The 13132-nt window shown below is 40.5% G+C and carries 6 protein-coding genes; 1 reads left to right on the top strand and 5 read right to left on the bottom strand.

Annotation, left to right across the window (positions count from 1 at the left end):
- Positions 1-305: 305 nt before the first annotated feature.
- From H9L19_RS04140 to gnd, 5 genes are all read right to left on the bottom strand, one after another.
- Entirely contained in the window at positions 306-1649 is a 1344-nt protein-coding gene (locus H9L19_RS04140; RefSeq protein ID WP_187528471.1) for a dihydrolipoyl dehydrogenase family protein, read from the bottom strand.
- A gap of 242 nt (positions 1650-1891) precedes the next feature.
- Positions 1892-4708 carry a prealbumin-like fold domain-containing protein gene (locus tag H9L19_RS04135; RefSeq protein WP_187528470.1) on the bottom strand — a complete coding sequence of 939 codons (2817 nt, stop codon included), beginning with the start codon at positions 4706-4708 and terminating at the stop codon, positions 1892-1894.
- Positions 4709-4717: 9 nt separating this feature from the next.
- Positions 4718-7672 (bottom strand): SpaA isopeptide-forming pilin-related protein, encoded by a 2955-nt coding sequence (locus tag H9L19_RS04130; RefSeq protein ID WP_187528469.1) that lies wholly within the window; start codon positions 7670-7672, stop codon positions 4718-4720.
- A 325-nt stretch (positions 7673-7997) separates the two neighbouring features.
- Complete coding sequence (locus H9L19_RS04125; RefSeq protein ID WP_187528468.1) at positions 7998-10715, bottom strand: prealbumin-like fold domain-containing protein; 2718 nt, start codon at positions 10713-10715, stop codon at positions 7998-8000.
- A 435-nt stretch (positions 10716-11150) separates the two neighbouring features.
- Positions 11151-12059: a phosphogluconate dehydrogenase (NAD(+)-dependent, decarboxylating) gene (gnd, locus tag H9L19_RS04120; protein WP_187529862.1), complete on the bottom strand. Its 909-nt coding sequence runs from the start codon at positions 12057-12059 to the stop codon at positions 11151-11153.
- Between the two features lie 175 nt (positions 12060-12234).
- On the opposite strand from gnd, the gene H9L19_RS04115 reads away from it, so the two are divergent.
- Positions 12235-13077, top strand: coding sequence for a MurR/RpiR family transcriptional regulator (locus H9L19_RS04115; RefSeq protein WP_187529861.1), 843 nt, complete (start codon positions 12235-12237; stop codon positions 13075-13077).
- Positions 13078-13132 lie beyond the last annotated feature (55 nt).

The following is a 13132-nucleotide window of genomic DNA, read 5'->3' as shown; positions in this document are numbered from 1 at the left end:
CTGCACTGGTTAATTAATTAACTACGTACTAAAACTATTAAAAGCAACCCTTTGATTGACTATCGCTCATTAATTAACACAATTAAATTGTGCACCATTTATTGCGTTTTGTCCAGCTGTCATTTTGCTTCAATTGACCACCAACCCGCTTCTTTGTCTTTAAGTTTGTAGCGGTAGGAATGGTCGCCTGAACGCATATGCGCCATATTTACCCATAATAAAAAAGCAGCCTCAAGAGACTGCCCGATATGCTTTATAACTAAAAATATACTCTGAAATTATCAGTCATGTATGGATAGTACTCTTTAAACGTTACGAGAGGTCATGTATTGTAACGTTGGGAACAGCCATACAAATTGGTCCATCGCTTGACGATCCATTTTTAATTGGGCATAAGGTAACAACCCATTAATTTCATCTTCAGCAGCATAACCAACTGCTGCCGCACCAATTAAATATCCCGCTTGATCATAAACTAACGTGATTTCACTCGCTGTTTCATTTTGAATCAATTTAAACCAATCATTTTGACTTGGTAATTGTTTGATTGTATGACCATTTTCATCGACACCATCACTAATCGTACCAACTGGCATGACACCAAACTGAGCTAATCGAGGAATTGTGAACACCACACGTGGCACGATTGGATAGACAATCGGTGTATCAATTTCATGGGTAAAGACATGCCCTAAATACTTAGACTCAAAAGCTGCCACCGGTGTGATGTCTGGCTGTTGATGATTCGTGACATCACCAGTTGCATAAATCTGAGGTACATTCGTTTGCAAGTACGCATTCACCTTTACCCAACCATTTTCATCGCAAATGACATCTGTATTTTCTAACCCAAGTTGATCCGCATTTGATGTGCGCCCCGTTGCATCAACGATGTAATCGACTGGCGACAATTGTTGATTATTTGTCGTAATGACCAAGCCATCGTCGGTCTGGTCAATCTTTGAAGGCGTTGTTTGGTACAAAATTTCAACCCCTAATGCTTGAAGTGCAGCGGTCACAGTGGTGACATACTTTTCATAGAAACCTTTCAGTAGCTGGGCATCGCGAACAATCATCGTTACCTTCGCACCAGCTTCGGCACTAATTGATGCCAATTCAGTCGCGACTAAGCCACCACCAATCAATGTCAATCGGGTTGGCATTTCTGGTAAATCCAAGAAATCATCACTAAAATGTAAGTACTCGTTGCCAACAATCGTCAATTGATGCGGGCGCGTACCAGCAGCAATGACAATCTTGTCGGCCGTATAGTCGGTATCATGCACCTGAACCGTCTGATTATCAATGAATTTAGCCTCACCACGAATAACCGTGACCCCATTTCGAATCAATTTATTCCGATTATTGGCGTCTTGAGCGCCAATTACCTGCTGCTTCACAGCCATTAAATCAGCCCAGTTAACCGTTAACTGATTTTCAAAAACTCGTCCCTGCATCTGGTCTGTAATATGCTTCAATAAAAATGGGCGATCTAAAAGAATTTTGGCATTGCACCCCCGATTTGAGCAAACGCCACCAAACTTATCTTTTTCAATCACTAGCACCCGCAATCCCTTTTGAGCCATTGGAATGGCACCATTCCATGCAGCCTGACCAGCACCAATAAACAAAACATCATATTTTTCCATGATTACGCCCTCCTATTTTGAATATACCACGTACTGAAATCCTCACCAAACAATGCGCCTCGTAACGATTGTCGAACAAGATCGAATGGCTTAACCTCACCCTGATATTCAATATCAATTCACCTTATACCACTTAAAAAGAAAGCTCAAACTGAGTGATAGAACATAAAAAATGGTGTGCAAAATATGCACACCATTTCGAGCATTCAATTAATCACATATCGCTACTACTAGCCGATTTATCATTGCATTTTTTCTTTTAACTTTGCTGCATTAGCAAGTAAGAAGGCAACAATTGCAACTAAGATGATACCTAACATCCAAACGCCGGCTGTCTTTGGCAAAAGTGCCTGCGCCCCTTCTTTATAATTGGCGACGAAGATATCACCATCACCAGCCTGACCATTGATAATTCCCTTTTCTTGACGCGTCAAAGTGAAATTATATGGTGCTTTCAATGTTTGATAGCCTTCTGGTGTAATAACCTCCTTCAACTGATATTCACCACTAGCCAAACCACAGTATTGAAGATAGCCATCAGTACCTGATGTATGCGTTGTCGCATTCTTTTCATCCAAAGTCCAAATAACGTCACCCATGACCGAATGTGAGCCCGAATGCATCATATTCATTGGCATTTGCGTTTCAACATCCAAATGCATGAAGTAAACCCAGCGTACTTTACCAGCTTGAACATCGACTTTTAGTTGCGCAATATCGTTGTCTGAAGCGGTATGACTATAAGTTGGATAAGCCGCCGCAGAATATAACGCCTTAACGATTGTTGACAAATTATCCTTTGTTACTTGATAACCAAGATTGAACCCAGCACCGGCCAAACCATTAGTAATGACATCTTGCTTCAATACAGGATTACCATCAGTTTTAACAATTTCCCAACCAGCAGTGAAAGTATGCGTCTTATCACGGTCACTTCCGCTATCAAAAGTTGTTTGATAACTTAAATCAATCGTATTCACTAAATCACTTGATTGTGCGGCTGTATTGGCAAATGCATCAAGTGTCCAATTTAAGTGCCAAGAACCGTTTTTGGCGCCTTCTTCGAGCAAAGCAGTCATCTTATTTGATAACCATGTCCGAAGCTCAGCATTTAACGTTAATTGTGCGTAACCGTCCTCAACTGGTTGCTTTTTATCAACTGTTCGATTATTACTATCGAATGTGTAGATTGATGTCCGCCCAGCTAATTCAATGCCTTCAGCACCACTCAATTCAGCATTCACAGCCTTCACCGTTGGTGCAGTCTGTTGATTATAACCAATTTGTAAATTATTGACCGTTGAACCAGCTTGATTGTTGGTATAAGCAATTCCCTCACCCGAAGCATGTTCGATAGCTGCCACACCTTCTGCATTTCGCGGATAAAGGTTTTGCATCATTTCAAACAATGAGATTGATTGTTGCTTGCCGTTTTTGTCCGTATACGTCAACGACAAAGTCGCATCAGTCCAATTTGAATTATAAGGAATCGTGTCTAACAATTCATATTTCGTATATGAACCAATATTTTGATTAATGCTTGCGTTAATAATCCATTGGAAGATTTGCCCACGAGCAACGCCTTCACTTTGGTCACCAGTATTTTTTTCATTCAAGCCAAAAGTTTTTCCATTGACTTTAACGGCCTTATCAACCGTTGGTCGATCGTAATCACCGAAATCAGTTGTTCCTTCTCCGACCAGAATTGTATTTCCATCTGATTCATAATATTTTTCAATTTCGATTTCATGAATATTAGGATAATTGGCGACTGAGTCACCAGTTGCCGCTGAATCAATCAAGTATGGTTCAGGGGCATAGATTTCAGCAATATAATAGTTTGAACAAGTATCCAAGTTGTAAATGGCTTCATCACCACTTGAACTAAAGGTTGCAATGCCATTCTTATCCGTCTTACGTGCGGCATATAATGGGTTGCCCGCTGCCCCAACGTATTGCTTCAAATAGCGGTCAAGAATTTGATCCGTTTGATCTGGATGGTCCTTTAAGTCAGCAATGATTTTTTTAATAGCACTATCTAAGGCTTCTAAAGCTGCATTGACGTCCCCCTTAAAATAATTGACAAACAAATCTTTTCGCATCATCAAAAACCGAACGTCTTTGATCGGCTTACCATCTTCAGCATTTGTCTTTGCAACTTTGATGGTTGTTGGGTCATACTGTTTGGCATAAAGATGCAAGGAATTGTTCCCCGTTGCATCATACCAATAATTTGAATCAGCATTGTTTTTCGCTGTCGGATTCATCATTGGCAAACTAATGAACATTGGCACTGAGAACGTTGAAATCAATGACTTGTCCATGTTCTCAGTTAACGCTTGTTCAATAATCCATTGCCCATTTGCTAACTTGAACTTTGTATTTCCTTCAGCGTCAGTCGGATCAGAAATTTTAATCACTTCAGCTTGTGTTAAGCCTTTATTTTCCCAATAATCAACGGTTGCTTCACGAATAATGCGATTCAAACCAATCAATAATTTAAGTTCGGTATCACCATTGTCATGTACATAACCAATTGTCCATTGATTAATCTTATTTGATTTGTCGTCAAAATTGCTTCCAACTGTTGGCGTACCACCATAATTACGTTCAACCTTCACTGGTTTTAGGACATCAGACCACTTAACGTGCTCACGTTCCCCAGATTCTGATTCATTAACCTCAAGCCATCCGATATAAGCATCCGAAATTTTTGGCTTTAAGTCTTTATCGTCTTTATCAGTTTTTGTCACAACTGCATTATCTGGCAGACGTAACGCACGGAAGAAATTATTCGTTTGCGGTCGCCAATCGGTCTTTAAGCCTGTATTTTTTTCATATTCTTTGACTGCATCCGTGAAACCTTGTTCCGTTCCATTTCCCCAGTACATCGCTTTATTTAACTTTTCCCGTTCAGAAAAGTCGGCAATCGAATGTACAACGACTTCTGTTTGAGTCGGTCGATCTGTTTTTGTTGTGGCAAAGATTGGTTGTACCGTTGCTACCAAAAATGGTATGACGAGTGTGACAATCATTGCCAGGTTTTTTAAATTTTTCATTTTAATCTCCTAACGTCGCACGCGCTTAACAAGAGCAAACGCAATTATTCCCGTACCAATTAACAGAAAGGCCACTAAACCAATTGACCCAGTTTTAGGGAAATATGATTCTTCAATTGATTCATTTTTCACTGAGCTGAGGTACATCGTTTCAGTTGATACTGGTGGCCAACATTTTGTCGTTGGCATCGTAGTGAATGTTAACTTACCATCGACTGATGTTATTTTCTTATCTTTATCAATATTAATTAGGTATTTCCCATCCCCCTCAATCTGATAACCTTCTGGCGCTGTCTTTTCAAACAATTCATACTGACCTGGCTTTAAATCACGCCATTCCCAAGTTGAACTGCCAATCGTCGTTGAAGTGGTTTTTACAACTGGTGTAAATGCTTCTGCAGACGGTTCATTTTTCTTGTAATTCCAAGCTTTAACTTGTATCAGCGTGAATTCAAGCCCCTTTGGATTTGTAATTACTGTATTCGTTACATCCGTCTTTTTAATTGTCAAACCGGCTGATGGTCGAATACTGTTCTTAACGTCATTTGTAGTCTTACTTGCTGATTCTGAAGTCCAGACATCAGCGGTATTTACAAATTCCAGATACTTTTCTGGAGCTGCCGGTGTTTTAACCTTAATCTTAAAGGCCAAATCACCACCATTGAATTCAGCCTTGCGTAAGCCACCAGTCGTCAAATTAATCGTAACTTTCGTTTGACCAGTGCCACTAACCGTACTCGTTGTCACTGTATAACCTTTATTTGCCGCATTCGCGTAATCAACCAATTTTGTGCCATCAGTATTAAATACTTCAACGTCAACATATTCAATCCCTGCTGGTAATACATCAGTCACTTTCAACATCTTTGGTTTTGCCACCGAATCAACGCCAATCACATAAGTGGGTTGGAAAATCCAGTAATCAAAGTTCAATTTAGAATCTGCATCAGCTGTTAAATGGGCATCATCGTTTAAGTCCAACGTTGAAGCATCATTTCCAGCATCTAGCCCATTCCCATCATTTAATGGTGTATATGGTGTTGATTTTTCTTGTGACGTGTCATTATTTGCCGCAGCTGTCGCATCTGATTGGCGCTTACCTGCTGTTGCTTGTACATAAGTTAAATCAGAGCGGGTCACTGTTTTCTTCGGACTAGGTAAGTCCAAAACAACGTTGGCGGCACTTGTTATTGATTGCCAAGTATTTCCAGTTCCCGATGATAATGTAAATTGATAATTTGTACCTGTAATCGGATATGATAATGAACCACGTTCAAAAGTTAATGAACCAAGTTCGTCGACCCAGCGGTTATTTGCATCAGACACCCAGTTATCAGTCGAACCTGTAATCGGATATTTAGGAAAATAATAACCGTGTGTTGACGAATACCATTTACCACCGTCATTATGCATCGCTGATTTCTCACTCAAATTTGGTGTTTTATCAGTAGCGTCACCGTTTAGCTTGCTAACCGATTCGGCCCACTTTGACTTATTCCATGACGCTTTATCAATCCCAAAATCGGTCTCATTCCATGAGAATGTCCCACTTTGACTACCAAAATTATTTAATGATGAGAAAGTAAGTTGTGCTTTAGACACTTGCTTGGTTGCCCCATTCTCAGTCACAGTCTTTTTATTAACGTCAATGCGCTTTTCGAAGGTACTTTTTCCTTCCTTAACGGCCATCGTATAGAAACTAATTTCAATATCTAATGATGCAATCCCTTGATAAACCAACCCTGAATACAGGTTATTTGGAATATCAATAAATCGGAATTGTGACACGCCCGAAACAAGTGTGTCACCGGCCGCCGGCTTAACATTTGAAATATGCATCACTGCACCAATTGCATGTGCTTGACCAGTCGAATCTACATAGTTTCCAACTTTGTCATAAACGACACTCATTTCAAAGCCTGACATCGCAGTAGTATTTTTAAAGCTCACAAAGTATGATGACTTATTTCCTTTTTGGGCTGTTTCATTATTTTCGTATTGATTGTGATATTTACGCTTTACTTCACTAAATGTAACCGATCCACCAGATGTAGCTTGTCCAGGGACAATTCCAGCTGTTCCACCATCAATCTTTCCAATTGTGGCATCAAATTTTTGTGCCACCACAATCTCTTCTGATGAGCCAGAATAACCATACGGTGCATCACCACCACCGATACCGTCAGGTGAATTAGTCAATTTAAGACTATTATTTGTTTTCTTCGCCCATGCTTGGAAATTATTCGGATTTGTTTTCCCATTGGCAGCATTTGGTGTGGTTGAAGTTTTCTTATCAATCAATACGGCCTCAATTTTGTTTGAATCAACCGTTGGTAGACTCGCAAATGCCGTGCGTGGATCACTTGTCAGATAGCCAGTACCAGCTTCTTCTGGGGCCGGTCCCACTAATGGTACAGCTGAGTCACTCTGAGTCATTTGAGTTTGAGTAGTACTTTGCACTGTTTTGAATTCCAAACTTGCGATCACTGATTGGTTGTTTTCAGCCAACAAGTTAGTGGTCTTCATTTGATCAGCATACAAACCAAATGTAATCGGTAATTCAATTTTGCGTGTCTCATTCGTTGTTGATTTTGCCGTGACAATCAACGTATGCTTCTCTTGATTAGCCTCAAAGTCAACCTGATTATCATTTAACGCTAGCTTTTCTTGATCTAGCGTGACTTGTACATCAGTTAATCCAGCTGCGACAAAATCAAAGTCGGCACTAATCCATTGGGCTGTCGCATCAGTGCGTTTAAAATCAAAAGTCCACGTTGTCTCTTGTTTTTTCTGTTTTGCCTGAGATGTCACAACTAACCGTTGATCTTGGACCAATTCAGTTGACTGTGCAATCACAGTTTGTCCGATTAAACCAAGATTTATCGCTAACGGGGCTAACATTGTAAATAGTCCTGTTAAGACACGCCCCCGTTTAATCATTCTTTTCCGTTTTATCTTTTGCATATTCATACTCCCTATTATTGAAGTGTCCGATTTTCCGTACTTTTCCTACGTCAATAAGTATCGCAAACGCAACTAGGGTATCCCACTAACTTTCTGTAAAGAGATTGCTGATAAAATACGCTCGAATTTTGAAAAATGTGTCTTTTTTAAGGATAAAGTCTGACTTTTCGGATATTATGTGCAAAGTGTGAATTTCATATCTATCGTCATTTGTCGCCTTAAGAACACAAAAAAGCACAAAGGTTGAACCTTTGTGCTTTTTGCAGATTGCGATTACAATCCTAATTAAATAGAGAATTTAAGTGACATTGTTTCTTATTGTTGATTACATTTTAGCCTGCTTATTACGCTTAACTAACGCATACGCCATGGCTAAGGCACCAGTCAAAATCATCATTACTAATCCAATCGCCCCAGTTACTGGGAAAATTGACTTCTCATAGTTTTTAATTTCAACATGGTTGCCGGTGAAATCCCCTGTGATTTTATCATCAGAATTGAGCATATTGCCTATTGAAGATGTCAAGAATGGGAACCCAGGCGCTGCCGTCTCGCCACCGAGTGAAAATTGTTTATCAGCCATCTTTGTGTACCCTGACGGTACAATTGATTCAATCAACGTATATTGTCCAGCTGGTAACCCACAGTATTGGAAGTAACCGTCACTGCCTGTCTTATGCGTTGTTGCCCATGTTGGCTCAGTTGTCCAGAAAACATCACCCATTGGTGCAATTGATGTCATGCCAGCCATCTCAATCACTGGCTGATTATTACCATCCATTGATAGATGCGTAAAGTAAACCTTTTGTCCAATTGCTAAGTTAGCCGCTTGTCCTTGTAGATAAGTAACAACTTCTTCTCTGGAAACACCCTTAGCTTCAGCCATCTTATCAAGCGTCGCATTAGAAACTGCAGTCCCTAGATTAGTTGTGCCTAATAATTGTTGTCTGATCTGGTTAATATTATCAGCTGTCACTTCATATGCTAAGTCAAATCCAGCGCCAGCTAAGGCAGCACCATCTGAATCAGTCTTTTTGAATTCCCAACCAGCCTCAAAGGTTTTAGATGTATCCTCTGCTTGCACACGATCGTAATCGTTTTCAACATTCAAGCCTACCTTGTTATCAATTGCGCCAACTTGAGCTGCTGAATTTGTTTGTACATTCAGTGTCACATCAAGATAGCTCAATTGATCACCAATAATATTTCGGAAGGCCTCCTTAGTTTCAATTGTTAATTGCCCATTTGTGTGTGACTCAACAGCACGATTTTCAGCATCAAAGGCGTAAGTAGATGTCGTACCATGGACGCGAATCATCGTTTTGACAAAAGTATTTTCGTCGTTTCCTTCTGCCCAAACACCTTTCGCCTCAAAGTATGCTTTACCTGCCTCAGTCAATGCAAATGAAACTTTTCCATCTGAAGCTAAATCAGAATCATAGCCAAGTCCATGACCAGAATCACCACCGTTATTATATGAATTATCGGTAGTCTCATTTGTGGCTTTAATCAATGACGTGTAAGTCCCATTGATAGTCAACCCGATGACCATATCATTCACGTTGACTTGATACGGCATGTCATCGACAATATCATATTGCTTTAACTTACTTGCATTATTGATTTCTGAACGAATTGCCCATTGGAACACTTGTCCACGGGCTACCCCTAAGTTATCATCAATCGCTTCAAACTTACCGTTATCAAACGGTGAACCTGTCGAATCTGCCGCAGCATTTCCCTTTACGTTAACTTTCTTTTCAACTGAGAAATCATCGTTGACAAGATCAACGTGTGAGCCAACATACTTCAATGCCCCACCAACAAGGCCACCATCAGTATTTGCCTCAGCAGCATCAGCATTGCTCAATGTAACACTTTTAACTGTCCCATCAAGAATAAATTGTGTATGCTCTTTATCTCCAGGTGTTACGCCATTATCAGGCGCAATCAACTCGACAAAGTGATACGTTTGACCAGGTGTTAAATTAGTAAAGTGGGCCTTGGCGTTACCTGAACCTGTAGTCACTTTATAGTCCACCAAAGTGCCACCATTCTCAATAATGAAATTTTGCAAAGCTTGGAGGTCGGTCGAACTTTTAGTCGTATTGGCTGCTTTCAATAATGCCTTTCCAGCACCTGTTTGCAATGCAGCTTGCACCGCAGCCGCATCGCCTTGGAACAACTGAATACCAGCACCAGCCATTCGCTTAGCATTGGTCTTGCTTGCGTAATCATCCGAATCGTACTTAACAACGGTCAAATCACCCTTAGTCTTGTAATTCTTAGCGTACAATTGTAAGGCCACACCACTACCATCGAACCAATAATCAGTGCCAGCTTCAGCCCCGGCAGGGTTAACCATTGGTAAGTGCAAGACCATTGGCACTGCACGCCCATCTTGGGCAACGTCTGCTGGTGACGTTGTTTCCATCACAATCCAGTTACCGTTCACTAAATCATTAAATGATGCATCACCTGTACCATCTGTCGTTTGCACCTGCTTCGTTGCGTTTACATCAATGCTATCGATCGCTGCAATCAGTCCTGCATAGGTCAATGTATCAATCACTGATGATTTCACCGCGATTGTGTATTGGCTCTTCTTTGTTGAGGTATTTCCTTGTTGATAGGTTGCATCACTAGGCGTTACTTTTTTAGCTTCTAATACATCTGACCACTTATATGTCGTACCACCAACTGTAAAAGCGTCTTCGGTACTAATCTTTGGCTTATCACTCGCTGTCTCATAACCCTTAATTGCTGAATCCGGAATTTGGAAAGCTGTAAAGCCATAACCAGTACCCGCTTTTTGAAAGTCGCTGTTACCAAAGGCACCAGTTGTATTTGTATTTCCGTCTCCAAAGTAATAACTCGCCTTGGTCGTATTACTTAGTGTCTCCGTAACATACTTGTGGACAACCACATCAGTTGCATTTGGTCGACTACCCTTCAACGCAGCATCAGCAACCCCTTCAATTGATCCCGCCGCCATTGGAATTACCAATGTTCCTAATAATAACGCATTTTTCCATTTAGCCATGTAATCAAATCTCCTTAATTAATTCGTCGCTCCCCTCATTAATTCGGCGAATATCGACTGTGTTTTGTTTACGGTCTTAATTATGCCGAACAAATGTATCTTACTTATTTTTTGTTTATTCCGATTTATAGGACATTTTACTGTGGCTTTATGAAAAATATGTTCATTTTGTGCGCTAACCAAAAAGAAGTCGCCTAGTATGGTGAAACTATGAATTAATTCTGTCCATTTTTCCGGACAAACGTCACATCACAACTTTATCACTGACTAAAAAGAAAAAGAGTACATCGTTGATACGATGTACTCTTTTTGCTCCCCACTCATCATTCACGTTGCTTTGCCGATTCAATATGCACATCAATTGCACTTATCACTCTTTTTACTACTACGTTCGTAAAAAAAATTTAATCGGTTAACGCATTTTGTATTTATTAATTACTTAGCTGAATCCATTGCGTGACCACCAAAGCCATTACGCAATGCTGATACAACCTTGCCTGTAAAGGTATCGTCTTGCATTGAACGGTAACGCATCATCAATGACAAGGCGATTACTGGTGCTGGCACTTGCAAGTCCAATGATTCTTCAATTGTCCACTTTCCTTCACCAGATGAATGCATCCGACCAGCAATGGCTGACAACTTTGGATCCTTTGCAAAGGCTTCTTCTGCCAATTCCATCAACCATGAACGAATAACTGAACCGTTATTCCATAGCTTTGAAACTGCTTCATAGTCATAATCAAATTGTGAGGCTTCCAAAATTTCGAAACCTTCGGCGATGGCTTGCATCATACCGTATTCGATTCCGTTGTGAACCATCTTCAAGTAGTGACCTGATCCCAAGCGACCAGTGTAAAGGTAACCATTTTCTTGGGCAATTGACTTGAACAATGGTTCGATTGTTAGCCATGCTTGTGCATCATCGCCACCAATCATGAAGTTACCACCATTACGGGCACCTTCCATACCACCTGAAGTACCAGCATCAAACAACTTGATACCAGCAGCAGTTGTCCGCTTGTTTTGCTCCAAGTTATCCTTATAGTTTGAGTTTCCACCATCGATAATGATATCTCCAGCGTCCATCTTCTCAATCAATGTATCAATTGTTGAGTTCGTTGGGACACCAGCTGGTACCATAACCCAAACAACCTTTGGTGATGGCAATTGAGCCAACATATCATCAAGGTCAGTTGCCCCTGAAATCTTATCTGAATAATCAGTCGCTGCCTTAACGAAATCAGTGTTCAAATCATAGGCAACAATTTCGTGCCCATTATCTACTGCGTTTTCAGCCAAACCAAGTCCCATTTTACCAAGACCAATCAATGCTAACTTCATGCTTAATTACCTTTTCCTTTTAAGTATGCTTTTATTATATGAAACATCTTTACTTTTTTCAAGTAGTAATAGTGTAAATTTTTTACATTGTTTAAATTTTCACTTACTATGCTAATGTTTCTTTCCTATATAGTGTACAATAAATTACAGATAATTTGGAAACGGAGATTTAGTAATGGCACAAAGTGGTTTTTCTCGCATTCGTTCATTTCGTAGTCAGCTCAACGGATCTGATGCCAAAATAGCGGATTATATTTTAACACATGAGGCAGCAACTAAAACCATGACAATTCAAGAGATGGCTGATGCTACTGGTCTTTCAACCGCCACGATTTCACGATTTGTTAAGCGCGTGGGCTATAATTCATTCCGTGAATTTTCATTAAGTTTGGCAATTATTGTGCCCAATAACAATACCTTTTTTGGCGAAATCAGCGAGGGGGACGACCGCAAAGCTATCGTACAAAAGGTCTTCTCAGGCGCTGAGAATGCACTTGCGTCAACCCTTGATATTTCAGATAAAGAAAATTTTGCGACAGCCGCTGCTTGGATTGTTGCCGCACGTAAAGTTGGTTTCTTTGGAATTGGTGGGTCATCAATCGTTGCCTTCAATGCTTACCACAAATTCTTGCGCACCCCGATCGATAGCTTTCAACATCCTGATTATGACATTCAAGTCATGCAGGCGGTTCGAATGAATGCCGACGACGTAGCTGTCGTTATCTCACATTCAGGTCGCAATCACGATACGCTTGCTGTGATGCAACATCTTCAGGCGCATGGCGTTAAAATCATTGCTATCACGGCCTTCCCTAATTCAGAACTCGCAAAAAATTCCGACTTAGTGCTCGCCAGTGCCGCCGAAGAGGTTAATATCCGTAGTGAATCGATGTCATCCCTCATTGCCCAACTCACGATTGTCGATACCTTATTTACCCTTGTTGGCGTCCAAATGGGTGATCAAACGGCAGCCGTGGTGGATGAAATTCGACAGGCAATTGAACAAACTAGGCGTTAATTTCTATTAAACAGCATCACGTCATCGATATACGCTGCCATCGAACGCTGTTGTT

It is taken from the genome of Weissella diestrammenae, assembly GCF_014397255.1.
Classification (GTDB): Bacteria; Bacillota; Bacilli; order Lactobacillales; family Lactobacillaceae; genus Weissella; species Weissella diestrammenae.
This window is presented reverse-complemented; position numbering and strand designations above follow the sequence as displayed.

What these genes read in the sequence shown, in the direction of transcription:
- H9L19_RS04140 (WP_187528471.1), bottom strand. Translation starts at nt 1,649, where the DNA reads ATGGAAAAATATGATGTTTTGTTTATTGGTGCTGGTCAGGCTGCATGG.
- H9L19_RS04135 (WP_187528470.1), bottom strand. Translation starts at nt 4,708, where the DNA reads ATGAAAAATTTAAAAAACCTGGCAATGATTGTCACACTCGTCATACCA.
- H9L19_RS04130 (WP_187528469.1), bottom strand. Translation starts at nt 7,672, where the DNA reads ATGCAAAAGATAAAACGGAAAAGAATGATTAAACGGGGGCGTGTCTTA.
- H9L19_RS04125 (WP_187528468.1), bottom strand. Translation starts at nt 10,715, where the DNA reads ATGGCTAAATGGAAAAATGCGTTATTATTAGGAACATTGGTAATTCCA.
- gnd (WP_187529862.1), bottom strand. Translation starts at nt 12,059, where the DNA reads ATGAAGTTAGCATTGATTGGTCTTGGTAAAATGGGACTTGGTTTGGCT.
- H9L19_RS04115 (WP_187529861.1), top strand. Translation starts at nt 12,235, where the DNA reads ATGGCACAAAGTGGTTTTTCTCGCATTCGTTCATTTCGTAGTCAGCTC.